The organism is Maribacter sp. (genome assembly GCF_049667165.1).
Lineage (GTDB): Bacteria > Bacteroidota > Bacteroidia > Flavobacteriales > Flavobacteriaceae > Maribacter_A.
Window position 1 is genome coordinate 24,385 of record NZ_JBATHS010000388.1, and the last position, 26,144, is coordinate 50,528.

General features: G+C 41.8%; 27 protein-coding genes. 7 read left to right on the top strand and 20 right to left on the bottom strand.

The genetic code is table 11. From position 1 onward, the window contains the following. Position 1: 1 nt before the first annotated feature. Both WBM98_RS17585 and WBM98_RS17590 read right to left on the bottom strand, forming a co-directional pair. Positions 2-586, bottom strand: a complete 585-nt coding sequence (locus tag WBM98_RS17585) for a fasciclin domain-containing protein (protein WP_424367325.1) — start codon at positions 584-586, stop codon at positions 2-4. An 11-nt stretch (positions 587-597) separates the two neighbouring features. Next, positions 598-1,104 carry a c-type cytochrome gene (locus tag WBM98_RS17590; protein ID WP_424367326.1) on the bottom strand — a complete coding sequence of 169 codons (507 nt, stop codon included), beginning with the start codon at positions 1,102-1,104 and terminating at the stop codon, positions 598-600. A gap of 123 nt (positions 1,105-1,227) precedes the next feature. Between WBM98_RS17590 and WBM98_RS17595 the strand changes: the two genes are divergently transcribed. Together WBM98_RS17595 and WBM98_RS17600 are read left to right on the top strand one after the other, a co-directional pair. Then, positions 1,228-1,659, top strand: a complete 432-nt coding sequence (locus WBM98_RS17595; RefSeq protein WP_424367327.1) for an RrF2 family transcriptional regulator — start codon at positions 1,228-1,230, stop codon at positions 1,657-1,659. 85 nt (positions 1,660-1,744) lie between these two features. Continuing rightward, positions 1,745-3,136: a Gfo/Idh/MocA family protein gene (locus WBM98_RS17600; RefSeq protein ID WP_424367328.1), complete on the top strand. Its 1,392-nt coding sequence runs from the start codon at positions 1,745-1,747 to the stop codon at positions 3,134-3,136. Positions 3,137-3,200: 64 nt separating this feature from the next. On the opposite strand, the gene WBM98_RS17605 is transcribed toward WBM98_RS17600, so the two are convergent. Then, positions 3,201-4,022 carry a universal stress protein gene (locus WBM98_RS17605; RefSeq protein WP_424367329.1) on the bottom strand — a complete coding sequence of 274 codons (822 nt, stop codon included), beginning with the start codon at positions 4,020-4,022 and terminating at the stop codon, positions 3,201-3,203. Between the two features lie 28 nt (positions 4,023-4,050). After that, entirely contained in the window at positions 4,051-5,412 is a 1,362-nt protein-coding gene (gene hemN / locus WBM98_RS17610) for an oxygen-independent coproporphyrinogen III oxidase (protein WP_424367330.1), read from the bottom strand. Between the two features lie 328 nt (positions 5,413-5,740). Between hemN and WBM98_RS17615 the strand changes: the two genes are divergently transcribed. Further along, positions 5,741-6,622: a nucleotidyltransferase family protein gene (locus WBM98_RS17615; RefSeq protein WP_424367331.1), complete on the top strand. Its 882-nt coding sequence runs from the start codon at positions 5,741-5,743 to the stop codon at positions 6,620-6,622. 106 nt (positions 6,623-6,728) lie between these two features. On the opposite strand, the gene WBM98_RS17620 is transcribed toward WBM98_RS17615, so the two are convergent. From WBM98_RS17620 to WBM98_RS17655, 8 genes are all read right to left on the bottom strand, one after another. Next, positions 6,729-7,760 carry a LacI family DNA-binding transcriptional regulator gene (locus WBM98_RS17620; protein ID WP_424367332.1) on the bottom strand — a complete coding sequence of 344 codons (1,032 nt, stop codon included), beginning with the start codon at positions 7,758-7,760 and terminating at the stop codon, positions 6,729-6,731. A 31-nt stretch (positions 7,761-7,791) separates the two neighbouring features. Then, positions 7,792-9,210: a D-xylose transporter XylE gene (xylE, locus tag WBM98_RS17625; protein ID WP_424367333.1), complete on the bottom strand. Its 1,419-nt coding sequence runs from the start codon at positions 9,208-9,210 to the stop codon at positions 7,792-7,794. 17 nt (positions 9,211-9,227) lie between these two features. Beyond that, positions 9,228-10,553: a xylose isomerase gene (xylA, locus tag WBM98_RS17630; RefSeq protein ID WP_424367334.1), complete on the bottom strand. Its 1,326-nt coding sequence runs from the start codon at positions 10,551-10,553 to the stop codon at positions 9,228-9,230. 9 nt (positions 10,554-10,562) lie between these two features. Then, positions 10,563-12,047: a xylulokinase gene (locus WBM98_RS17635; RefSeq protein WP_424367335.1), complete on the bottom strand. Its 1,485-nt coding sequence runs from the start codon at positions 12,045-12,047 to the stop codon at positions 10,563-10,565. 473 nt (positions 12,048-12,520) lie between these two features. Continuing rightward, positions 12,521-13,342: an SDR family oxidoreductase gene (locus WBM98_RS17640; protein WP_424367336.1), complete on the bottom strand. Its 822-nt coding sequence runs from the start codon at positions 13,340-13,342 to the stop codon at positions 12,521-12,523. Between the two features lie 4 nt (positions 13,343-13,346). After that, positions 13,347-14,726, bottom strand: coding sequence for a putative oxidoreductase C-terminal domain-containing protein (locus tag WBM98_RS17645; protein ID WP_424367337.1), 1,380 nt, complete (start codon positions 14,724-14,726; stop codon positions 13,347-13,349). Between the two features lie 94 nt (positions 14,727-14,820). After that, positions 14,821-16,197, bottom strand: a complete 1,377-nt coding sequence (locus tag WBM98_RS17650) for a Gfo/Idh/MocA family protein (protein WP_424367338.1) — start codon at positions 16,195-16,197, stop codon at positions 14,821-14,823. Positions 16,198-16,199: 2 nt separating this feature from the next. Further along, a complete protein-coding gene (locus WBM98_RS17655) occupies positions 16,200-17,384 on the bottom strand; it encodes a PmoA family protein (RefSeq protein ID WP_424367339.1) in 1,185 nt (394 codons plus the stop codon). 212 nt (positions 17,385-17,596) lie between these two features. Between WBM98_RS17655 and WBM98_RS17660 the strand changes: the two genes are divergently transcribed. Then, a complete protein-coding gene (locus WBM98_RS17660; protein ID WP_424367340.1) occupies positions 17,597-18,526 on the top strand; it encodes a ThuA domain-containing protein in 930 nt (309 codons plus the stop codon). 46 nt (positions 18,527-18,572) lie between these two features. Here the strand turns inward: WBM98_RS17660 and WBM98_RS17665 are convergent, their stop codons facing one another. From WBM98_RS17665 to WBM98_RS17675, 3 genes are all read right to left on the bottom strand, one after another. Then, positions 18,573-18,968, bottom strand: a complete 396-nt coding sequence (locus tag WBM98_RS17665) for a TerB family tellurite resistance protein (RefSeq protein WP_424367341.1) — start codon at positions 18,966-18,968, stop codon at positions 18,573-18,575. Between the two features lie 270 nt (positions 18,969-19,238). Beyond that, positions 19,239-19,604 (bottom strand): arsenate reductase family protein, encoded by a 366-nt coding sequence (locus tag WBM98_RS17670; protein WP_424367342.1) that lies wholly within the window; start codon positions 19,602-19,604, stop codon positions 19,239-19,241. A 4-nt stretch (positions 19,605-19,608) separates the two neighbouring features. After that, positions 19,609-19,833 (bottom strand): hypothetical protein, encoded by a 225-nt coding sequence (locus WBM98_RS17675; protein WP_424367343.1) that lies wholly within the window; start codon positions 19,831-19,833, stop codon positions 19,609-19,611. 170 nt (positions 19,834-20,003) lie between these two features. Between WBM98_RS17675 and WBM98_RS17680 the strand changes: the two genes are divergently transcribed. From WBM98_RS17680 to WBM98_RS17690, 3 genes are all read left to right on the top strand, one after another. Then, positions 20,004-20,855 (top strand): universal stress protein, encoded by an 852-nt coding sequence (locus WBM98_RS17680; protein ID WP_424367344.1) that lies wholly within the window; start codon positions 20,004-20,006, stop codon positions 20,853-20,855. Between the two features lie 103 nt (positions 20,856-20,958). Further along, entirely contained in the window at positions 20,959-21,630 is a 672-nt protein-coding gene (locus WBM98_RS17685) for a dienelactone hydrolase family protein (protein WP_424367345.1), read from the top strand. Continuing rightward, positions 21,623-22,279: a phosphoribosyltransferase gene (locus WBM98_RS17690; RefSeq protein WP_424367346.1), complete on the top strand. Its 657-nt coding sequence runs from the start codon at positions 21,623-21,625 to the stop codon at positions 22,277-22,279. The genes WBM98_RS17685 and WBM98_RS17690 overlap by 8 nt, the downstream gene beginning before the upstream one ends. 104 nt (positions 22,280-22,383) lie before the next feature. Here the strand turns inward: WBM98_RS17690 and WBM98_RS17695 are convergent, their stop codons facing one another. The 5 genes from WBM98_RS17695 to WBM98_RS17715 form a co-directional block, all read right to left on the bottom strand. Then, on the bottom strand, positions 22,384-23,022 hold the full coding sequence (locus tag WBM98_RS17695) for a class I SAM-dependent methyltransferase (RefSeq protein WP_424367347.1): 639 nt from the start codon (positions 23,020-23,022) through the stop codon (positions 22,384-22,386). Between the two features lie 185 nt (positions 23,023-23,207). Further along, positions 23,208-23,414: a dodecin family protein gene (locus WBM98_RS17700; protein ID WP_424367348.1), complete on the bottom strand. Its 207-nt coding sequence runs from the start codon at positions 23,412-23,414 to the stop codon at positions 23,208-23,210. A 138-nt stretch (positions 23,415-23,552) separates the two neighbouring features. After that, positions 23,553-24,644: a site-2 protease family protein gene (locus WBM98_RS17705; RefSeq protein ID WP_424367349.1), complete on the bottom strand. Its 1,092-nt coding sequence runs from the start codon at positions 24,642-24,644 to the stop codon at positions 23,553-23,555. 29 nt (positions 24,645-24,673) lie between these two features. Further along, positions 24,674-25,843, bottom strand: coding sequence for a hypothetical protein (locus WBM98_RS17710; protein ID WP_424367350.1), 1,170 nt, complete (start codon positions 25,841-25,843; stop codon positions 24,674-24,676). Positions 25,844-25,974: 131 nt separating this feature from the next. Further along, on the bottom strand, positions 25,975-26,127 hold the full coding sequence (locus WBM98_RS17715; RefSeq protein WP_424367351.1) for a response regulator: 153 nt from the start codon (positions 26,125-26,127) through the stop codon (positions 25,975-25,977). Between the last annotated feature and the right edge of the window lie 17 nt (positions 26,128-26,144).

The window sequence follows — 26,144 nt, forward strand, 5'->3', positions numbered from 1 at the left end:
TTTATTCTTCCGATGGGGGCAACATGACCTTATCGACCACATGCACGATGCCATTGCCTGCAGGAATACTCGCCAAAATCTTGGCTCCGCCAACATATACGTCCTCGCCCTTTACCTCAATCGCGACATTTTGGTTATTGGCCTGTCCCAGCTTCTTGAATTTCTTCAAGAAATCCTTGCTATAGTTACCTGGAGTTACATGATATTTTAAAATATTGGCCAAGGCATCCTTGTTCTCGGGTTTCAACAAGTTCTCTACAGTCCCTTCGGGCAATGCATCAAAGGCTGCATTCGTAGGTGCAAAAACCATTAGAGGCCCGGCATTTACCAGTGAATTCTCCAAATCAGCAGCTTGTACAGCCGCGACCAACGTGGTATGATCCGGGGAACCGATGGCAATTTGCAAGACATTCGGGGTAGAACCATCATCCTCTATAAAGGCTTGGCCTTGGTTTTTGACTTCTTCCGTGTTTGCTGATGAAGAAGTGGTCGTAGTTTCTGTTTTGGCTTCGTTCTTACAGCCGATAAATAGCATCAGCATTAAAAACGAACCAAGAAGTACTCTAAATTTGGTTGTTGTTTTCATATATATTAGGATTATAGTGTTCTAAAGTACTCGAGAACAGCCCGTGCCTGTTCTTCGGTCAGGCCTTGATTGGCCATGGGTGAACCATTGAATTCCACCAATAATTCCTTGGCCAAAGGATCCTCCTTGACCATCTGTTCTGGGTTGAGGATCATATTCATTACCCATTCCGGTGTTCTTCGTTCCAAAACACCATTGGGTGGTGGACCAATGAATTTTTTCCCAATCCTATGACAGGCCAAACACATTTGGTCATATACTTCCTTGCCTTTTACGGCCATGGCATCATCGATAGTTTCATTTAGGGTTACCGATTTTATGGGACCCACGCCCTTGCTGGTCAAATCAATGCGTTCAGAAGCCTTTTCACCCGAGGTCGCCGGGGTCTCAACTGCCTTTTCAGTAGCTGGTTTTTGTTGTTTTACACTAAATCCTTCTTTTTTCTTCTCCTCTTTGCCTCCACAACTTAGCATAAGTAATGAGATCAAAAGAACGCTGCTTTTAAATGGTATTTTCATTGTATTCCTAGTATTAAATTAGACGGTAAAAATATATCCTCAAAGTTACCAAAAAAATGACAAAAGTCATATTTCGGACAAAAATATCTTTTTATATTTGTTTTTTCTAGAATAAACACTTGAATGTTCTCAAATTCTTCTAAATATGCGCTAAAGGCGGTACTTTATTTGGCTGTAAATGCTAGTAAATCCAACAAAATTATGGCCAAGAATATCAGTGAACCCATAAATGTTCCCCAAGCTTATATTTCAAAATTACTACAAGAGCTATCAAGGCACAATATCGTTTCTTCGACTCGTGGCCCCAATGGCGGTTTTTATTTGAATGAAGAGAACCTAAAAACCCCGCTGATCAATATCATTACGGTCATTGATGGGGAGAATAGATTGAACTCCTGCTTACTGAGTATTCAAAACTGCAATAGCGCCAATCCATGCCCATTACATCACTTCGCTGCATCGTATAAGACCCATCTTGTTGAAAAACTGGAAAGCAGTACCATAGAGGATATGGTAGAGGGCATCCGAGCCAAAACATCATTTTTACCTCTATAAGATACGCATTTATTCTTGTGCTTCAATAGCAAAAGACGTAACTTTCTATTTCATAGATTCCTAATCATACCTAATGACGTAAACCATGGAAAAGGACAATCCTAGAAGAGCATTCTTAAAAAAAGCAACATTGGGCTCGGCCGCCATAACCTCAGCACCCTATGTATTCGGTGCTTCATATAAGGAAAGGGTTTTATTGACACGTGACCACCTCCAGGAAAATTTTTCTATAAACGACCAGATTACGCTGGGCTTGATCGGTTGCGGCATTCAAGGCATTTATGACACTACCTCGGCCTTACAAGTCAATGGAGTGAAACTGGTGGCCGTTTGCGATCTATATACGGGCCGGTTGGATCGCGCCAAGGAATTATGGGGCAAGGATATTGCAGTCACAAGGGATTATAGGGAATTACTGGATAGAAAGGATATTGATGCCGTCATCGTTGCCACACCAGACCATTGGCATAAAAAAATAACCATTGCGGCCATGAAAGCCGGAAAGGCCGTTTATTGTGAAAAACCCATGGTTCAAAACTTTGTGGAAGGCCATGAAATCATCAAGGCGCAGCAAGAATCGGGCATGGCTTGCCAGATAGGCAGTCAAGGGATGTCGTCTTTAGGCAATGAAAAAGCCAAACAATTGTACGAAGATGGCGCCATTGGTGACATAGTACTTTTAGATATGTACAATGATCGCTATTCTGCCGAAGGGGCATGGCAATACCCCATTCCACCAGATGCCAATCCTGAGACCGTCGATTATGATACTTTTTTGGGCCGTGCGCCTAAAACACCTTTCGACTTGACACGTTTTTTCAGATGGCGAAATTATAAGGATTACGGAACCGGGGTGGCGGGTGACTTATTTGTACACGCTTTCTCATCACTCAATTATATTCTAAGCTCAAACGGACCCACCCGGGCATTATCGACAGGGGGCTTGCGTTACTGGAACGATGGACGCGATGTTCCTGACGTCACTTTAACGTTTTACGACTATCCAAAAACGGCCACCCATGCGGCCTTTAATGCTTCTTTCAGAGTCAATTTTATTGCAGGCTCAGGTGGTGGCGGGGGTTTTAAACTCGTTGGTACCGAGGGTATGATGGAAGTGGATTCCAATTCGGTTAAACTTACGCGGGCAAAATTGGGCATGGTTCCAGGAGGGTATTCCATGATTGCCTATACCGAGGCTACCCAAGGAAAAATCAAGGAGGAATATGCTTCCAAAAATCTGGAAACCAGATTATCGGCCCTTGATGTTGGGGAAACCCTATGGGAAGCACCTCAGGATTACAAAGGTGCCCATTATGATCATTTTCATAATTTCTTTACGAGTATTCGCAAGGGAAAAACAGTTGTTCAAGATCCTACTTTTGGACTAAGGGCTGCCAGTGCTGCTTTACTGGCGAACGAAAGTTATTACAAGAGCAAGCCTGTGCTTTGGAACCCTGATACCATGAAATTGACCTAGAAGAAAAAAAGGAAGCCGAAAATTCGGCTTCCCTGTAAATATCAATTCAATATACGAAGCGCAACTATATCCTAAAGGTGACCACAGGCACATTGGAATGATTGGCAATATCCTCGCCAATACTACCCATGAAGAAGTGCGATAAGCCTTTTCTACCGTGTGTAGAAATCCCTATGATATCCGCTCCGATCTTATCCCCATAATTCAGAATGCCCTTTTCTACGCTATAATCATTGTAAATATCAACCTTGGTTTCGACACCTGCCTTACCCAAAAACTGTGAAATTCTTTCTTGGGCATCGCTCGTACTTAGAAAATCATCGCCCGGCGTGTTGATATAAACCAGTTTCAGTTCAGCTGAAAGCAAGGCTGCGAATTGTTTTGCTTTTTGAAAAGCCTCAAGACTCTCATCATTAAAACCGCTGGCGAACAAAAACTTATCTGCTGTAAAGTTTAGATGCTCTTTCTTGATCACGAGTACGGGTATTTCCGCATTGCGGACGACGCGCTCAGCATTGGACCCTACAAATATCTCTTTTAATCCGTCGGTGCCATGGGAACCCATGACGATAATATCGGCCTTGTTTTTTTTCGCTACATCATTGACTTCACTGAATACTTTGAAATGCTTTATAACGGGTGTGATTTCAACACCATTTAGATAGGGTTTTTCCAAAAACTCCTTAAACCTTTTCTCAGCTAATTTGATAAGAAATACGGTCTGTTCTGGATGAAAACCTTCGGAGGAAGTGGCCATTGCCTGGTTCAGTTCCAACATATGAAGGACCAAAATTTCCGATTTGTGTTTTTTTGCTAGGGAAGCCGCCACTTTCAAAGCAAATTCCGATTGTTCCGAGAAATCTACGGGTACTACTATTTTTTTCATGATGTAGGTTTTAAAACTAAGTTCAAAATTAAATCGTCATCGAAAATAACCTCGTTTCTGGCTCTTTTCTATGTAATAGAACGTCAAATGCCATACAAATATTACGAATGAAAGGTCGACCTTCTTCGGTAACCCTTAATTCATCGCTTCCAAACGTCACCAAACCGTCCTGTTTCATCTCATCCAACCTTTCCATAACGGAAGGAATCTCAGGGAAATAGGCTTCCGTCGTTCCCCATGAAGTTTTAAAGCGACACATGAGATTCAGGATATGTTTTCTGATAACCCGGTCCTCTTCGGTTAAGATATGTCCCCTATAAATCGGGATGATGTTATTCTCGACCAAATGTCTATACTCCTCCAAACCTTTTACGTTTTGGGCGAAACTGTACCAACTATCACTGATACTCGAAGCCCCTAACCCTACCATGACCTGGGTTTTGGATGCCGTATAACCCATGAAATTTCGATGCAGCCTACCTGAAACCATCGATTGGTATAAACTATCACTTTTCAAGGCAAAATGATCCATACCAATTTCCTCATAGCCGACCTTGGACAATAGTTTCTTTCCTTCTTCATATTGCGCCCGCTTTGCTTTGGCACTGGGCAGATCCCCATCCTTAAAACCACGTTGTCCGTTACCCTTTAACCAGGGCACATGTGCATAACTATAGAAGGCCAACCGATCGGGTCGTAACGACTTGGTCTTTAGAATAGTCTCCTCTACATGCTCCAAGGTTTGATGGGGCAAACCGAATATAAGATCATGGCCAATCGAAGTATATCCTACTTCCTTGGCGGTTTCGGTTGCCCTTTTTACATTTTCAAAGGGTTGAACCCTATGGATCGCCTTTTGAACTTTTTCATTATAGTCCTGAACTCCAAAACTCACCCTCCGAAATCCAACATCATATAAGGCCTGTAAATGTTCTTTAGTGGTATTGTTGGGATGGCCTTCAAAACTGAACTCATGATCCTCTGCTTTTTCAGCCCATCTAAATATCCCTTTAATCAACCTTGTCAAATTCTCTGGAGAGAAGAACGTGGGTGTGCCGCCACCCAAGTGCAATTCCTTTATGATGGGTTTTGAGCCAAAAAGGTCACAATACAATCGCCATTCCTTTAAAACGGAATCTATGTATGGGGTTTCCACATCATGTAATTTCGTTATGCGTTTATGACATCCGCAAAACGTGCACATGCTTTCACAATAAGGCAAATGTATATATAGACTTATGCCCTCTACGCTATTGCTTTCATCAAAACTCTGCTTTAGGGTTTGCTTCCATTTTTCGCCTGAGAATGTATCGATATCCCAATACGGTACCGTTGGATAACTCGTATACCTCGGTCCTGGAATATTGTATTTCTGGATAAGCTGGCTCATGTTGCTGTTTTCTAAATTACAAATATACAATGCAAAGGCCTATAGTTACATGATAATTATCACTTTGCGTATGGGCCAATAATAGGATATCATTAAACCTTGAAATGCCCTTTCATAGTATCTCGACTTCTTGACGAAGTAATATCATAAAAGATAAATGAAGAATATATATAGCTGTAAAGTGCACATTCTAAAATCACACGACATATTCCAAATAAAATTATAGCAGCACTGTTCCGTGTTAAAACCTAAAATTCGGGGTTACATCGAAAATCGGACCATTTTGTGACCAAAAGATGTATTTTTGCCGCTTTAAAAGACGAATCATATGACATTACTATTAATGGCCGCCGGTCGTGGAAGCAGGTATGGCAAATTAAAGCAATTCGATGCATTGGGACCGAATGATGAATTTCTGATGGAATATAGCATCTATGACGCTATTGAATGTGGTTTTGACCATATCGTGGTCATTACACAACAAACCAATGTTGAATTTCTGACCGATTATCTCACTTCGAAACTACCCGAATCCGTACAACTGGATGTCGTTGCCCAAGAAATGACCGATCTTCCCGACGGCAGTTCGTTTGAAGGCGAACGTGAAAAACCATGGGGTACTGCCCATGCCGTTTGGGCGGCCCGTAACGTGATAGACAATCCGTTCGTCGTAATCAATGCCGATGACTACTATGGCAAATCGGCCTATAAAAAGGCGGCCGATTTTATTCACCAAAATACTGCCGATTATGCACTCGTTGGCTATACCCTAAAAGACACCCTATCCGAGCACGGTACGGTTTCAAGGGGCGTATGTAAAACCGATGATGCCAACAATTTGCTGTCTGTAAATGAGCGGACCAAAATCGAACAACAAGCGAACACCATAAAAGATCTTGATTCTGGACTAGAATTCTCAGGGGACGAACTTGCCAGCATGAATTTCTGGGTTTGTAACCCTTCGATCTTTGAGAGCATAGAGGACGACTTCAGAGCATTCCTTCAAGACGATTCCAATATAGCAAGTGGTGAAATCTATTTGCCTTTTGTCATCCAAGAAATGATGGAAAACAATAAAATAGGGGTAAAAGTCATTCCATCCAAAGGGGAATGGTTCGGCATCACCTATGCCAGCGACAAAGAGAAAGCGATGGCTCAGCTCAAGGAAATGGGCGTTCAAGGTGGATATAGAACACCACTTTGGAAGTAACCCTGCTAGCAAATATTTCGGTTTGACGTACTAAAAACAACACGTGGGTTTTATCCTCGAAAGTGTTTTTAGATGAAATCAAAAAGATATCCATGGATCAATAGCCTTATCCCAAAGGTATTTTTCGGGTCGACTCCCGTACCATCAAGCTTGTTTTCACAACTTTGGTATCGAAAGACCCCTGTGTGCTGATATTTTCGATGCGATCGATCAATTTATTTGCACAAAGTTCACCGATATAGGAGCCATGCTGACTAACCATGGTCAGCGCCGGGGTGACATATCTTGAAAGTTGGCCATTCGTAAATCCTATAATTGAAATATCATTGGGCACATGGTATCCCCTGGCCTTAATGATCTCCATAGTTTTGACAGCAGTGATCTCGTCAAGTGCCAGAATACCATCAATATTCTTATCATTTAAAATAAAAGATAAAATAAACTCGAGATCATCCTTGGCCTCGATGGGGGTGATCAGTTTATCATCAAAGGCAATTTCCCTTTCGTTCAAGGCTTGTTTATACCCTTCTATACGCAACCTACCTATTTTTGTGTTATTGATCGGCGTGATTATCCCAATGTTCCTGCAACCTGTATCCAATAAGTACTTGGTAGCCTTGTACCCGGCCTGAAAATCATCGACGATCACCTTATCACATTCAATGGCATCGATGACCCTATCGAACATGACCAAGGGTATTTGATAATCAACAATCTCCTTTATTTTCCCAACATGCGTACTTGTTTGCTTTTCTGAGGCAACAGACGATAGTATAAGTCCATCTACAGACCCGCTGCTTAGCAATTCCAAGGTCATGGCCTCTTTTTTGAGTGAATGGTCACTGATGCAGCTAATGATATTATATCCTCTTTCATTGGCCACCTTTTCGATGCCATATAGCACCTGTACAAAAAAATAATTCAGGATATTGGGAATAATGACACCGATGGACTTAGTGCTGCGATTCAACAAATTCAAGGCGACTTTGTTGGGCTTATAGTGGTTCTCCTTCGCGTAGGTTTGTATTTTCGATTTTAATTCATGACTGATCTCATGACTATCATGCAAGGACTTTGACACGGTGGATATGGAAACCTCAAAATGTTTGGCTATATCTTTTAGGGTTAATTTTATCATGATCCTTGAATTTTGAACAGAACGGTAATCATTAATCCTTCTTCCACATCTTCTCCATTTCCTCTAAGGTTTTCCCTTTGGTTTCCGGAACGAATTTCCAAACCAAGAACATCGCCAATAAACCCATGAGACCATATACCCAATACGTAAACCCGTGATTGAACTGAGCCAACAAATAGCTGTTCTTATCCATCATGGGAAAGGTCCAAGAAACCAAATAATTCGAAACCCATTGGGCGGCAACGGCAATAGCCATGGCTTTACCCCGAATCTTGTTCGGAAATATCTCTGATAACAACACCCAGGTCACAGGCCCCCAGCTCATTGCAAAACACGCAACATAGCACAACATGAATACAAGGGCCCCAATCCCCATAGATTGCATAAAGAACGTGGTGCCAAGCGCGAACATAGACAGTGCCATGCCCAAAGCCCCTATGATCATCAAAGGTTTTCTTCCGAATTTATCAACGGTCATGATTGCCAATACCGTAAAGAGTAAGTTGACCGAACCCACAATTATGGTCTGCAAAAGGGCCACGTCTGTTCCCGAACCCATACTCTTGAATATTTCGGGAGCATAATATAGCACCACATTGATACCCACGAATTGCTGAAAGACCGAAAGAAACACCCCGATTAGGATGACCGTGGTGCCAAAGGAGAATAATTTTCCTGAATGACTTACCACGGTATTTTGAATCTCGGTCAATATGATTTTGGCCTCTACAGGATTATTGACCTTGGTCAAAACAGCAAGGGCTTTCTCCTGTTTCGATTTCAAAACCAATGATCTTGGGGTATCAGGCACAAAAATCAACATGACCAAAAATAGCGAAGCGGGAATAATTTCAGAAGCGAACATCCATCGCCATCCGACCAAATTCAACCATGTATCATCACCTTGCAACGAAATATAATAGTTCACGAAATAAACCACCAACATGCCGAAGATAATGGCAAACTGGTTCATAGACACCAATTTGCCCCTAATTTTGGCCGGGGCAATTTCCGCAATATAAAGTGGCGATAGCATTGATGCCAATCCTACGCCAATCCCTCCAATAATACGATAGACAATAAAAATGTAAATAAAGGTATGGTCCGCATCCCCAATTGGCCTCAAGAACATTTCGGGCATTGCCGAACCAATAGCGGATACCAGAAACAAAAGCGCTGCCAAAACCAATCCGTTTCTTCGCCCAAACTTTTTGCTCACAACCCCTCCCAAGATACCCCCGATCACGCAACCTATCAAGGCACTGGAAACCACCAATCCCAAACGGGCATTGGCGTTCATTTCATCCAACCCAAAAGGCAATACAAAAAAACTATCCAAGGAACTGACCGTACCTGAAATCACGGCTGTATCATAACCGAACAATAATCCGCCCAACGTGGCCACAATAGTCAATCTTAATAAGTAAGCGGTGTTCGATGTTTTCTGCATATCCGTTTTGCGTTAGATTAGATGTATTGATTTATGATGTTCTCAAGTAGTTCCTGTTTTCCACTTCGCAATTGAAGTTCTCCATTCTTTTGAGCCAAATCATAAAGATCCAAAAAGCTCAATTTACCATTTTCAAAATCCTTTCCCTTTCCAGCATCAAAGGAACTATATCTTTGTTCGCGCAGTTTCTTATAGTCAGAGGACGTGATGATCTTATCCGCAGTTATAAGGGCCCTTGCAAAGGTATCGGCCCCACCGATATGTGCATGGAAAATATCTTCCAAATCGGTCGAGTTCCTTCGAATCTTGGCATCGAAATTAACTCCTCCGCCTTGAAGTCCTCCAGCGTCCAAAAACACCAACATGGCTTCTGTTGCTTCCAAAATATTATTGGGGAACTGATCGGTATCCCATCCATTCTGATAATCCCCACGGTTCGCATCTAAACTACCCAGCATTCCCGCTTTGGCGGCAACGGCAATTTCATGTTGAAAGGTATGTTGCGCCAGCGTGGCATGATTGACCTCGATATTGATCTTAAAGTCCTTATCCAACCCATACTCCTTAAGAAATCCTATGGCCGTAGCGGTATCAAAATCATATTGATGTTTCATGGGTTCCATGGGCTTGGGTTCGATAAAGAAGGTTCCCTTGAACCCTTGACCACGTGCATAATCGCGGGCCATTGCCAGGAATTGTCCCATATGGTCCAACTCACGTCCCATATCAGTGTTCAATAGCGACATATACCCTTCTCGGCCACCCCAAAAAACATAATTTTCACCATCCAAGGCCATGGTGGCATCCAAGGCCAATTTTATTTGCCCCCCAGCTCTGGCCACCACGTCGAAATCGGGATTGGTAGCGGCGCCATTCATGTATCTTGGGTTTGAAAAACAATTGGCTGTTCCCCATAATAATCTTGTCCCTGAAGCTCCTTTCTTCTCTTTTAGGTATTCCGTTATTGTGGCCAATCTTTTTTCTGATTCAGCAAAGGTTGCCCCTTCTTGGATCAAGTCAAAATCATGGAAACAAAAATAGTCAAATCCCATTTTGGTGATAAACTCAAAAGCTGCATCTGCCTTATCCTTAGCTGCTTGTACCGGGTCAGTAGCCTTGTCCCAAGGGAACCTTTGGGTGCCTGGTCCAAAAGGATCTGAACCTTGTCCACAGAAGGTATGCCAGTAGGCAATCGCAAACTTAAAATGCGATCGCATGGTCTTCCCTGCAATTACCTGGTCAGGATTGTAATATTTGAACGCCAAAGGATTATCCGATTCCTTTCCTTCGAACTTGATTTCCCCAATTCCCTTAAAGTATTCTTTATTTCCTATCAGTGCCATGATGCTATTTTATGTATTAATAATTAGTTCCAATTCTTTTTTCCATGTTTCGTAAGCCTCCACATACGGTGTTTTGTCCGCAATGGGCATAAAGGTCTTTACATAATCGTTTTCCATAATGTATGACCCGAATTTTTCAAAATCGCTTTTGTGCAAACCAGCTGCCCTAGCAGCACCGATCGCTCCTGTGGTATCATAAATCTCAATATCTTGATCGAGCAAGGTTGCTATGGTGTTTGAGAAAATCCCAGACCGGAATAAATTATCATTGCCGACCCGTAGTACATTGATTTTTATACCATCTGATTTTAGAATTTCCATACCATAGACAAATGAAAAAGCGATGCCTTCAAGTGCGGCACGGCATATATGGGCCTTGCCATGGTTATTCAGGTTGATGTTGACAAGTCTCGAACCCACATCCCTATTGTTCAACATACGCTCGGCACCATTGCCAAAGGGTATCATACACACCCCATCCGATCCGACAGGGATGTCCGATGCCAAAGCGTTCATTTCTTCGTATGATGAAACATCCAAGTTATTCAACAACCACCGATATTGAATACCGGCACCATTGATACAAAGCAATTTTCCAATACGTGGGGCTGCCCCTTTTTTATAGTTTACATGGGCAAAATTATTAACCCGAGCGCTTTCCTTGACAGAGAGACTATCAGTGATCGCATAAAACACTCCGGAAGTACCACCTGTACCGGCCACTTCCCCGGGATTGAAAACGTTTAAGGAAAGGGCATTATTAGGTTGGTCCCCGGCCCTATAACAAATAGGTGTCCCAGGCGCGAGGCCACTTTCCCGAGCTCCTTTTTCATCCACCTTGGACTGCAACCCAAAAGTTTCGACAATGTCAGGCACCATGGATTTTTCAATGCCATAATAATCCAAAAGAAAATCGGCTAATTCGTCTTTCTTGAAATCCCAGAATATTCCTTCGGAAAGGCCCGATATCGTAGTGTTTATTGTATTTGAAAATTTATAGGCGATATAATCACCAGGGAGCATGAACTTATCGATCCTTTTGTAAAGCTCTGACTCATTCTGCTTGACCCATTTTAATTTTGAGGCCGTAAAATTTGCAGGCGAGTTCAAAAGATGGGCATTGCATTGGTCCTTTCCAATTTCCTCAAAGGCCTGATTACCGATTTCAACGGCACGACTATCACACCAAATGATCGATGGTCTAATGGGTTTTCCATCCGTATCGACCAAAACCAGTCCGTGCATCTGATACGAAATACCGATGCCCGTAATCTCTGCCGCGGTGATATTATGGGCAATCTTTAACTTGGATATTGCCGCACATACATATCGCCACCAATCATCGGGATCTTGCTCGGCCCAACCATTCTTTATGGCCAACATGCCCATTTCGGATTCGGGCTCTTGCACTACCCCTATGCGCTTTCCTGTTGCCACCGCTACCAAAGCTGCTTTAATGGAAGAACTTCCTATATCTAATCCTAAATAATACATTTATTTATGGTTCGCGTTACTTAAATTTAAATAGTGAAAGGTGTTGACTAAGCCACACCTTCTTCAAATGTATTATAAAGATCCCTTGAAATGAAACTAATTGTACGTATGTGAAATTCAACCTTCTGCCAACAAAAACAAACCCAATGCCCTTAAGGTATATAAAGGCACCATTTCATTGATGTTTCATCGCCAGATACACCTTACTAAAACTTTCGAAAGCGCTTTCGTAAATAATTGCGGAATTTTGAATTTATTGACGGTTTATTAAAAATGAGGCGATTTTTTTCGGTTATCCTCTAAAATAGTCCTGTATATATTTAATTGCATAAATGTAATTACGAAAGTTTTAGTGAACTCGTACTGACGTTCGATAACACCTAAAAGGGCATTCCCAAAGTGGGTCGCATAGGAGTGGCGATGATTCCACTACCTTTTTCAGGTCTTCATTATTGTTCCAGAATAATCGATAATTACACGCCAGTAAATGAATTAAACCCTCCATCCACATCAAAGATGGTTCCGGTCACAAAACTCGAAGCATCACTCAACAGATAATGCACCATACCATTAAGTTCCGAGGTGTCCCCGAAACGTTTCATGGGCGTGTGGTCCAATATCTTTTTACTTCGCTCGGTATAGGAACCATCATCATTGATCAATACCTTTCTGTTTTGGTTCCCGATAAAAAAGCCTGGTGCAATGGCATTTACCCTGATTTTGTCCGAATACTTGGTCGCCAGTTCCATGGCCATCCATTTCGTAAACATATCGATTCCGGCCTTGGCTATCGAATACCCCAACACTCTGGTTATCGATTGTTTAGCGGCCATGGAAGAAATGTTAATGATAGAGCCAAAGCCTTGGTCCGCCATCATTTGACTTAAAACCAAGGTAGGCAAGATGGTACCGTATAGATTTAGGTCGATTACACTTTGGGTATCCTTAAAATGAATATCGAAAATGGTTTGTTCAGGTGTTAGAGTGGCTCCGGGAATATTACCCCCAGCCAAATTGATCAACCCATCAATAGCTCCAACTTCGATGTTTATCTGATCTTTCGTTTTACGGAGTGCGTCCTCATTCAACAAATCGACCACAAAGGTTTTTGCCTTACCTGGATGCATGGTATTCAATTGAGCTGCTTTTTGTTTCAATTTTTCGACAGATCGCCCAAGTAAGATTACTTTGGCCCCATTGGAAACCAAATACGCCGATATGGAGGCTCCCAAGGCCCCAGTAGCCCCCGATAGCACATAACATTTGTCTTGGATGGAAAATTGATCTTGCTGCATAAAATTAGTCTTCTTTGGTCCTTTTTAAGGCGGCTATGGTCGTATAGTATTTCGAAATCATATTGGGCACTTCCCAATCCGGTATCGTGCCCGCTTTTAGATACTTCAAATAGTTTTCCGTTACCTGGGCGAAATGGGCCTCGTGTCCTACCTTGAATTCATCAGGTACATTTATCCTCCATAATGAATCGGATAGTTTTTCGGCCACAGTCCCTGGAAATTGCTGACGGATCGTTGTTTCCATCGCGCTGGCCAATGACGCCTCAAATCCGTTTTTAAGGTTCGCTTCTATATATAGTACAGGTTTGTAGTCTTCCTCTTTTCCTTGTTTAATGATCAGATTGCTTTTTGTGCCCTGCATCACGCTATAGTGCGTATCCCCAGTTCCTTCTGGCGCCTGAAAGTTCCAAATAACGGATACTTTGGCATATTTGCCGTTTAACCTATAAATCATTTCCCCATTGCTATACACGTAAAGTTTTCCATCCTTTACATCTTTTTGTAAATATTCGGGAAACTCCTCCAAGCCCGTTACCTTTTTGAACTCCTCCTTTGTCAAGATGGTGGGCCATCTTCTAGCTGTTGATATTTCAATATCCGCGGTATCGATAATCTGTTCAGGAAAGGCTTCCCACTGCACCAGATCGACCAAATGGGTCGTCACGTCAACGATGCCTTGCCCTTCTTCTTCTACATCAAAGAACCAAGGGGGACGCACTAAGGGCTGCCCTGAAACATATTTGAAAAAATGATGTACACTTTCTTTGCTTATTGCGGGATTCGAAAGAGAACCATCTATCAATTGTCCAAAAGCATCAGGAAGGGTAGAAAACAGCTTTTGAAGCGCGGTGGTGGACTCAAACCGCTCGGTCATAATATCGTAGATCAATACCTTGTTCTCTTTAGCAATCTGAAAGGCGTCTTTTAATTTTTCAAACCCCTCTGGATCAATGACCAGTGGTTTATCAGCATATACATTAAGCCCTGCTTTTACCGCAGCAAGAATGTAATCTATCTTCTTGGAGTTTTTTCCGGCCACTACCATGACATTGCCTGGTTTCCCAGAGATCATATGCTCCAAATAATCATCTCCTAAATATGTGTTGACAGTCCAACTTGTCGGCAACTCCTCCCGATTATTATAGGACTCTATTCTATTCAAAAAATCCTCGACCTCCGGGCCCTCAGGGGCAAAAACATATATGGATGGGTCGACCTGACTATACATACTTTTATGAACTAAGGCGGCATGAAAATGGCCAGGATCCAAGGTCATTAATTTGACTTTTGCCAAATCATCGGCCGTTTTAATCTCTTTGGATTGTTTTTGTTCACCACAAGCTGTACAAAGCAATAAAAGCGAAACAATACTTATGTTTTTCATCCCATACTGTGTTTTTTGTTCCCCTTCCGATACAAGCTCGGAATTGCAATTTCAACCAAAATGCAGTTGCAAGGCTTCGAGGAATTCCTTATCGTCAAATCCTGATATAGTCCGTGCCGTAAGGTTTGCGTTGTTCACGATGGAGCATGGCATTTGCTTCCTCATCATTTAAAAAAATCTCGTTCTTTGGGTCCCATTGCAACTTTCTATCAAAGTGCATGGCAATATCGCTGATCAAACAGATGGTGCAGGCCTTATGCCCTTTTTCTATTGGGGATATGGGTTGCTTTCTGGTTTTGATACAATCTAACCAGTTGCCATGCTGATCATCTATTTTTTCCAAATGGATTTCATTCTCGCCAATAACGGAGGCCAAAATGCTTGGGTCGGATGCGTTTAGGGCTTTTGCACTTTTCTCCTGATCTACGGGATCACTGGCCGAAGCGGTATAGGCTCCGCGGGAAACAAAAATCCAACCCTCGGTACCTTCATAACGAATGCCGTTGGTGTAACCCCCACTGGTATACACGGTGATTCCATTGTCATACTCATGTTTCACGAAAAAATCGCCATGCACGTTCCATAACCCTGATTTTGGAAATTCGGCCAAGGCCTCAACGGAACTAGGTCCTGTTAATTCCGTATTCATCCCCCAAGCGGCAGAATCATAATGGTGTTGCCCCCAACCTGTAATCATACCTGCGCCATAATTTCTTTGACGTAACCATCCGGGGCGGCTATAATCGTTTTGGGGATGTACCCCTATTTCTGTATATGGCACTTCGGGCGTGGAGCCCAACCACATATCAAAGTTCAAATTTGAGGGTATGGGCATTTCAGGGGCCACTGGACCAGCTGGGTCTCCTGGAAGTCCAATTTTGACCGTATGGATGTCCCCAATACGACCGTTTCTGACCAGCTCCGCTGCTACGCGAAATTGAGGCATGGCCCTTTGTTGGGTGCCTACTTGCAAAATGACATTCTTACTTTGTACCGCTTCACGAAGCTGCTGCCCTTCGCTAACGGTCAAGGAAGTTGGTTTTTGCAAATAGATATCCTTACCTGCCAATGCCGCCTCCATCGCAGGTTGTGAATGCCAGTGATCTGGGGTACTGATGACCACGGCATCGATATCCTTGTTCAGAAGCATTTCCCGATAATCATCATACACCTTGGCATCCATATAATTTTCCTTGCCGGTCTTGGCATTATAGAAATTATCGACCAAACCCTTGGCATTTGACGCTCTTTTTGAATCCACGTCACAAACGGCAACATATCGGGCATCCTTAAAACGAATGGTATCGTAAATGTCATGATCACGGGCGATACGACCACATCCGATTTGGCCGATATTGATTTTATTACTTGGGGCATCTTTACCCAAAACATGGGCGGGTACTATGGATGGGAAACCAACCAAGGCAGCTGCCCCTAAGGTTGTTCGGTTTATGAATTTTCTTCTTTGCATGGTTACTTTGTTCTATATGAATTGAAAACTGTTCTAACCTCTGGGGGATTGGCAAAACCTTGCCAATAGTCTTCTGCTTCTTCTGCCGAGATGGACCCCTCAAAAACCACCATTCTATATGTAAGCCCATAGTCTTTGTTCGATTCAATCGGCCATTCTACATTGCGAATAGGACAAAATTCAAAAAACATATCCCCCCTGCCCCCGTTGGCATCTTCGGGCCAAATACGCATGGGTTCGGGATGCATTCGGTTGTTGGGATGGCTCATAAATAATATCCCATTAGTGCCTTTTCCAGTTCTCGATTCCCCGCTGATTATCACCCACCGGGCATTAGTACCATCGGCATCAATGCGACTTTCACCCTCAGAGGTCATTACGGTACAATTGTCTTTTTTCCAACGTTCATTAAAACGCATACCTATGCCACCCCCATACCGATAGGCTTCAAATAGAATCCCGTTCTTAAGGGGAGAATTAAAAGTCGTGGTATAATCGAACATATACCGATCCGGCTGATCCAAATTCCAAAGTGTCACCTTTAAATTTTCATTCAAAGCCACCTGAGGTTCCTTTTCAGTCTTAAAATCGATATGCTCTTGGACTGCACTGAAAGCACTAAATACCGGTCCTGAAGTGGTATCAACAAACTCCTTGAACAGAACCGTACCTTGACCGTCCCCTAGGTTCCAAAAATCAACCCTTGTGGTATCGATACGGGTATGGGTCCATGGCCCCCAAATACCATAATGATGAAAATGGTCTGGTGGATTGATGCGCGTCAACGTATCCCCTTTCGGAGTTAACAAGGGATGGATATATCCCGATTTTCGAAAAATGGAGTCCACCCCTGATGGCGGATAATGCATCCCGTAGCGGTATTCCAAAACCGGTTTGCCCCTAATACCCATTTGGAGATTCCCATTCTTTTGAACCATGTATGCATTCCCGTTGTTCAACCCACTGTCGAATCTACTTTTTAAGGAATAAATGGGTTTCTCCGAAATATTCACGGAGGGTTCGGCCATAAAAAAAAGTTTGTTTTCAAATCTTTGGATGGGTACTTTCGTAATTGAACCTTCCATTTTCCTGACTAAAACAAGATTCTTATCCACATCGGGTCCAATAGGAATAAAAATAGGGGTGGAAACGGCAATAGGTTGGTTAAATACCACTTCGAAATCCATTGTTTCATCTTGACCTTCATTACATCCGTTACATACAATGAAAATCATTAGACCAAAAAGGAAAGATAATTTCAAGGATTTGAACAAAAACATGGAAGGGTTTGGTTGAGTCATTTCTTATCTTTAGGGAATTTACAACTAGTTTTTATAAAATCATAGGTGACCATTCATATTCCTTGTTTTCTCGAACTTAAACCACTAACCGTTTAGAAATGAAATTACACCCTCTCGTATTATTTATTTTTGCTTTTTCAGCATCCACATCTGCACAAGAACCGGAGCCTTTTGAATTATCGGATGAATGGATATCACAAATAGAACAATCGGCACCATCAACTACCACCATACCCATTAAAGGGAAAAAGGAAATCCTCATATTTTCATTGCACACCGGTTTTGAGCATTGGACCATACCCCATACGGAGGCAGTCATTAAAACCATAGCTGAAAAATCAGGGGCCTATTCCGTAACCACATCAAAGGATATCTCAATGTTCGAAATGAGGAATTTGAAAAATTTCGACGCCATCGTATTGAACAACAATTGTTCAATTGGGGATAAGAGGGATTTATTTTGGGACGTACTTAAAAACGACAAGGCTTTGAACGACCAACAGCGGATGAAAAAAGCCAAAAAATTGGAAAATAATTTGTTGAAGTATGTAAAAGAAGGTTACGGATTAATGGTGCTGCACGGTGCCATTGTTATGCAGAACAAATCAAGGAATTTTGGCGAAATGCTAGGAGGGAGTTTTGATTACCACCCAAAACAGCAGAAGATCAAGGTTAAATTAGTCGACTCCCAACATCCCCTGGTACAGGCTTTTGAGGGTGAAGGATTTGAGCACGTTGATGAGCCTTATTTTTTCAACAACGCCTATTTCGATTATAACTTTAAGCCCCTATTATATATGGAAACAATTGCTTTGGAAGGAATGAAAACCAACCCTAAAGACAAGATCAAATACATTTCCTGGATAAAACCTTACGGTAAGGGGCGTATATTTTATGCCTCACCTTCACATAATGCCCAGAGTTATGAAAACCCAAAAATACTTGCTTTTCTTTTAGATGGCCTTCAATATGTAACCGGCGATCTGCCTTGTGATGATAGCGTACTGGGGAAAAGTGGGGCAAAATAAATTGACAGCCTATACATCGGATTCTTAAAATGATCCCTATTACGTTCTAACCAACACTTTCAGTACCGAGCGAAGTGATGCATTTTTTAATTTCCTTTTTCGCACCTTCAGTCGAAAAACCTAGACCGATGGCATATTTGAAAATCATGGCGCGTTCCTTGGCATCGATTTCATGGTCTGCATTTATTACATTGAAAAAATCATGTAGCCGATTTATGCGTTCTTCTAGGCCGTATGGGGGAATCAACGGGTATTTTCTTGGGTTTTTTAAAATGACCTTAACCTCTTCTTCGGATACATCCAGTTTAAAGGCCAAGCCTTTTAAAACCATGTGTTCTTCCGGATTTATAGGTCCATCTATACTCGCCAAAGTCACCATGGCCGCAAAGTGTGATATTTTGCTTTCATGTTCCCCAGATTCATATGCTTCTAAAATAGACATCACCCGCGATTTTTGAATTATAGGTATAATTCAAGTTACAATCTAAAATACGTTATATCAATGACCTAAATCAGTAGGGAAGTGCGCTAACAAGGGTCATAAAACCTACTGAAGCCAGGAATAAATGGGATTACGCCATGGCACGATCAACAAAAAAGGCTCTTTTCCCCAATGGAAAATCGCTGCTTAGGACATATGGAGAACGAGAGGTAAAATCCTTAACCTGCCTGCATAAAACCAAAGCGTATTTTGACGCCAGCCGTAAAAGAATTAAATTTTAATGATGTCTGAAGGAGTTTCGACCAGGATAGTGATATTCCCCCGTAATGCAATGGGCTGTTTCATAATCTCAGGGTTATGCTTGATCATCTTTATCCAGTCCTCCATAGAGAAATCATGAGGTTCGAATTTGGCTTTATAGGCCGGATGGTCCTGGTTCACCAAATCTTTGACCTCGATACCCAATCTATCGGCCAATTCAACGATCTGTGTCCCGGTCAATCCGGTCTTGAGTATGTCTATAGGCAAGATTGGCAACCCCTCGGCTTTGGCGAAAGCCAAGGTTTGTTTCGCCCTACTTGAATTGGAATTGTAAAACAAAGTGATCTGCCTTTCTGATGTAGCGATTTCTCCCATTGTATCAATTTAAACCTTTATCCTTTTTATGCGTTTTCAAATGCTTGTCCAACAACTGCTCTAAACTTTCCAGATAGTCTTGTAGTTCTTTTTTGTGTACTTCGGGGTGTGCCATGGTGGGTAATGTAATGGGGTTCTCTTCCAAAAAACGATACAATTCAGGGTATTCAGTTTCGATTTTTGAAGTTAGTCTTGTAATTCCTATGAGAATGTCCTCCGGATTGTTCATGGCACTAAATCGAGGTTTATAACACATTAGCGATTATAGAAACAAAAATAATCGGACCCAGTGAACTGCTAAATGACCTATGTCATGCCTATTTATATAGGCTGACTGATACACATCATTTCATCTGCCTGTTAGTTGCTCTACATTTAAGGGAATAAAAAATAGTAACTATGAAGACTTTTGTATATGCCACAGATTATTCAAAGAATTCTGTGGCTGCCTTGCATTTTGCAAATGCACTTAGTCAGGAACTGAATGCCAAACTCATTGCGCTTCACGTATTTGAATTATCACTGACCCTGGCAAGTACGGTTTCACACACTTATTCGCGTAAGGAAGTCAGGGCGTTTGCCGATCATCGTGAAAGATTGTTGGATTTCTGCGCAGAACATCTGATAAACAAACCGGGGGCCAATAAGATAACATGCAAAATCGACGAAGGAAAACCTGCCCACGAAATAATCATTAAAAATGCCATAGAACATAGTGCCGATTTAATCATAGTGGGTGCGAAGGGGGGCAGTGCCATCCGCGAAGCCCTACTTGGAAGTACGACTACATCACTTATCAATGCGGCTTCCTGTCCTGTATTAGCGGTGCCTGACGATGTGGATTTCCATGGCATCAAAAAAATGATGTATGCCACTGATTTTGAAGGAGCGGATATTTTTATGATCGAAAAATTGACCGAGTTGGCCAAACCCTTACAACTGGATCTACACGTCGTACATGTTTCGACAATGGATACACGGACCAGTAATGACCAAATGGAATGGTTCAAAGGCATGTTGCGACACAAGGTCAATTGTGATAACATCCATTTTGACCTACGTTATGGAGAAGACGTCTTTGCAACACTGCAGCAATACATTGATGAAATAGAACCCGATATGGTAGCCATGCTTGAACGCGAAGGGCACAGTCTAATTAAAGACCTTACGCACTGGGATTTGGTAAAACGAATGAAATCCGAAGGTCATTTGCCACTTCTAAGCTACCATAAGAAAAATATTCTGGAATGACCTTTTAAAAATTTCGTAACCGCATTGGTATTCTGACCAGTGTCATTTTAAGATTGGGTGATTTTGAATTCTTTTGTGGTAAACCTTTTAAATTCTTAAAAAAATGTCAAATAATATCAAAATAAGCACATCGGTCACCATTCCGTTGGAAGGTGTCGTTCTAAAAGGGAATCTGATCATTCCTGAAGGAGCAATTGGATTGGTGATTTTTTCGCATGGGAGCGGAAGTAGCCACCTAAGTCCCAGAAATAACTTCGTTGCCGTATTGCTGCAACAAAAAGGATTGGCCACCTTGCTCTTCGATCTTTTGACCGAAGATGAAGATCGTGACCATGAATACCGTTTCAATATCGATTTGCTTACACAGCGTCTCATTGAGACAACACAATGGGTACGGAAGCAAAAAGAGACCAAGGACTTGCCCATCGGGTATTTCGGAGCAAGCACAGGAGCAGCCTCTGCGCTTCGGGCAGCCGCTTTTTTTGACCAGAAAATCAAAGCGGTTGTTTCGCGAGGCGGCCGGCCTGATATGGCCTTTCAGGATTTGAGCAAGGTTACCGCCCCAACACTTTTGATCGTTGGTGGTTGGGACGAAGTGGTCATAGAGCTAAATGAAAAGGCGTATCACAAATTACAATGCGAACGGAAACTTGAAATCATACCGCAAGCCACCCATTTATTCGAAGAAACAGGCAAATTGCAAGAAGTTGCCAATGTATCGGCCGATTGGTTCGTAAAGCATCTTGTGCCCGAAAATATTGGAATTCATGTTTAGAGATAGAATCGACGCGGCAACCCAGTTGGCCGACCACCTAATGTATATCAAAACCGAGGATTTGGTGGTCCTGGCCATACCGCGTGGTGGACTTCCTATTGGATCCGTTGTGGCCAAAACCTTAGGCGCACCTTTAGACGTTGTATTGACCAAAAAAATAGGACATCCTTTCCATAAGGAATACGCTATAGGGGCATTAAGTCTTGAAAACACAATCCTTACCGATGCCATCGGAATTCCCAAGGAATACATCGCCGAAGAAACGGCCCATATTCGTGAAATCTTAAAACAGAGACATAGGCAGTATTACAAACATAGATTCCCTGAAAATCTACGTGATAAAACGATTATCATTGTCGATGACGGTGTGGCTACCGGAAATACACTCATGGTAACGATAGCGTTGGTGAAAAAACAAAATCCAAGGAAAATAGTCGTAGCCATACCCGTGGCCCCACCCTCAGCTATTAGGCTATTGAAAGCTACCCCTGATGTAGATGAACTGATCTGTTTGCAAATACCCGAAAATTTTCATGCCGTTGGGCAGTTCTACGAGGAATTTCAACAAGTATCTGATGAAGAAGCCATTAAATTATTGGAGGAAACCAATACTAAAAAATACCCTATTGGGGATACCAATGGTAGCTAATGGAGGTTATGGCTTGCATGATTTTGAGGTTCTTTTACCATACCCATTACATGCCACAGCATAAATTCATTAGCTACCTAAGATTTCTTTTAGAATAGGACCCATCATTTCTTGGTGCCTTTCACCACGACAAAGGAACCTTTTCCATATCCATTTTTTGGCAGTTGTACTTCCTTGATCTCATCCAAACTTCCAAAGAGGGTCTGGTTGAATTCCAAGTCCTTGAATCCGGCTTCTTTCAATAATGTCATTATTCGCTCTACGGTATAGAAATTGGCTTTCGCGAAGAAAGTGCTACGATGGCGTTTCTCGATATACTCTTTTGCTATATTTTGATCCTTGTCCAAAAACCCGATAAGAATACTGCCTTCATGCTTTAAGACCCTATTCGCTTCCTTCAGTGCATATTTCATTTGATCCAAATGGCAAATGGTAACAAAAAGCACAAAATCGAACTGTAGGTCACCATAGGGGAGCTGGGCAGCAAACCCTTTTATCACCTCTATACCCCTATTAATGGCCTTCTCGGCCATTGCACTCGATGGTTCCACACCTTCCTTTATACCTAATGCAGCAGCAAATCTACCCGTACCCAGGCCCACTTCAATTCCACGGATGTTTTCCGGTAGTTTTTCCAACTGCTCCCTTAGGGCCAGAAGTTCCGATTGATAAACCTCACTATAAACTTCGTACCATTTTTCATACGTTTCGACATGTTTGTCAAATATTGCTACCTGTCCCATAATTATTCGATTTATATTCATCTAAAAGTGGAAAAAAGGATACACTACCGCAATGATTTAGATCAATCCTACACGTAAAAAATTAATTAGTCCTCTACGTCGGACCGAACAGAAATACATAGAAAAAGGCATGTAAACATCGTGTAACATGCCCTGTAAAATTATCTGCAAATGGATCGAAACGATCAATCCTGTAATATGCCAAAACTAACTTTGGCATTTACCCTGTACTCATCAATCTGATTGTCCTTTACGGTAACTTGCATATCCTGTACATAAACCGATTTAATATCCTTTATGGTTTTTGAGGTTTCCTCAACAACGTTTTGTAGGGCATCTTCAAAACTAACTTTTGAATTCCCCATGATTTCAATAACTTTTACTACTCCCATAATATTTTGTATTTAAATTTAATATGTTGACCTAAATTACCTTATTACTCGTTCTAAAGAAATGATCTGTATCATCCTCTTCCCTATCTATGTAAACATTGACACTTTTATTCAAGGTAAGCACCTTTTGATCATTGATCAATAGTCCAACTTTGATTGTAGAAGAATAAATTCATTGATATTCACCATATCAATGGCACCTACTAGTAGGCCCTTTTTATTCAGTACCGGGAAAAAGTATTCCTTTTGAACCTCAACCGACCTGAACACATCCCCAAGTGGTGCATCCAAATCGATTTCCTTAAAGGAGGTCTTCATTATTTCGCGCACTTCCTTTTTTCTATTTTTTGAATTATTCATGATGTCGACATTGGTCAAAATCCCCACAGGTCTACCCTCCTTCTCTACAATAAAATCCTTTTCGGTTCCCGAAAGAATGAGCCCAACTACTTCCTCCATGGTATCATTGGGTTTCAAAAGGGTTATTTGGGTCAACATAGCCTCTTTCACCACATGACCTTTCAAAAGTGCGATTTGCTGTACCATCTTATTTTCGCCATAAGCCCCCAAAAAAACGAATAGGGCTATCAATATTAAAAATGGATTGAACAACATGCCCAACAACAGGAATACTATGGCAATCGATTGTCCAATACTCGCAGCAATCTGGGTCGCCTTTATACGGTCAGTATACATGGCAAGCAAAGCCCTTAAAACACGTCCCCCATCCATAGGAAAGGCAGGTATGAGATTGAAAATCACAAGGGCCAAATTGGCCACAAAAAGATAAAAGAGGAAATTAGGTAAGGTGAATTCACTTAACTTTTCAAGCAGTTCTGTTAAGTGTAACGATATAAAACTTTGTACGGGTATCGCAAAATACAAAGCCAGGGCAATCACCAAATTTACCAAGGGACCTGCCAGAGAGACCAAAAGCTCATGTTTCGGATTTTCGGGCATCCCTTCCAAACTAGCTACCCCACCAATGGGCAACAATGTGATCTTCGTTGTCTTTATCCCAAAACGTTTTGCCATTAAACCGTGACCCAACTCGTGTAACACCACACAGAGAAAAACAACCAAGATAAAAGCGAGATTGAACAGTATGGATTCGAAATTACCGCCCCTTTGAATTTCCAAAAACACCACCCAAACCAGTATGAATAAAAATGTCCAATGCACCAATATGCGTATATTGGATACCTTACCGAGTTGCAATGCCCCTTTCATAACGCTTTAATTATGTATACCCTAATGGTTCAATATCGAAAAATAGCGTTCATCGGACTTTCCCTTATCGGCATTTCCTCAGAAGCTAGCATATATACCTGACCCCCCTGCTCAAAAGTCCGAAGGGCAGTCAAATTCATCAGCGATGCATTGAATATTTTGTGCTGTTCGCCTAAAGTCACTTTGCTGTCTTCCTTGTTATAAATACCGAACACATCACTTCCCTTTTCTAAAAAGAGGGTATCCACTTTACCATTGAGTGCTGCTTGTATGATCGTACTGAGTTCATAGGACGTCTTTTGTGTATGGTATAATTCAGTGAACGCTTTCATCTTGTCAAACTGGGGCTGTTGAAAATAGTCCTCAACAAGTTGCCAAGAGTTTTGATGCTTTTTACCATCCTTTGTAAACTCGGGATCCCCGGTCAAATGCTTTTTATACAAATTTTTATGGGTGTTTACCTCGGCGTAGAGGGGATATAACCTTTGCGTACAAGATAGTACCAAAGGAGCCTGTGGGTCTGAAATGAGTTTCCGCACACCTTTATCCAACATCCTAAAATATTCAAGCATTTCAACCTTAAAATCCTCCTTGCCCGCACCTTGACCATGAAAAGTTGCGCCATGGGCCGATTGTCCGCTCCTAAACTGCAGATTATTCTGTTCAAAATCGAAGCCCACAGCCTCTTCCAATTCCCTAGGGGCGACATCTTCAAGATATACATCCTTAAAATGGTATCTTGAGGCTTCATACAATTTCACATAGTCCTGACTTAGTTCCAATAGATAATAAAGTCCATCATTATGATATAGTGGCAATAAGGGCAAGAGATAAAAATGACCTGTAACATAGGCGCGTTCTTCAAAGGAAATCGGAATTTTGTAATAGCGAAGACCATCTTCCCGATCTAGGAATATGGCTAGGCCGTCAGATGGATTACGCCAAAGATCCGATGTATCGACCAACTTTTCTATCGGTTCCAGTAATTTCGTTATTTCCTTCTTATGCATCTGTCGATCCATCAACTGCTTCTGAATCTGTCGTATGCATTTTTTCAATCGTGCCTGGGCTAAATGCTTGTTCTGTTCCTTTCCTTTCTTGTCCATGGGAAGGTATATGGAAATACAATCGTAGTCCCGATCCACAATAAGATATTCAAATTCCTTTCTAGGTAGTGGGATTTTTTCGTACGTGATCATGCTTGATGATTTGATTTACATCAAGGTATCCATATCGGTTAAAATTCGAAATGATTTGAATCAGTGCACCCCATAATTTGACCACAATCAACATTCTGATGAAAGTAGAATCGATTTTTCATGAAAAGGAGTCAGGAAGATTGTTTCTTATGTAAACACGTTGTGATCGAGACTAAAAGATCATCAAGTTCAAAAGGTTTGATAAGGTAATCATCCGCACCAGCATCAATACCTGCCCTAATATCGCTTTTTTCCGTTTTGGCACTAAAAAAGATGAACGGTATTCGTTTAAGTCTTGAAT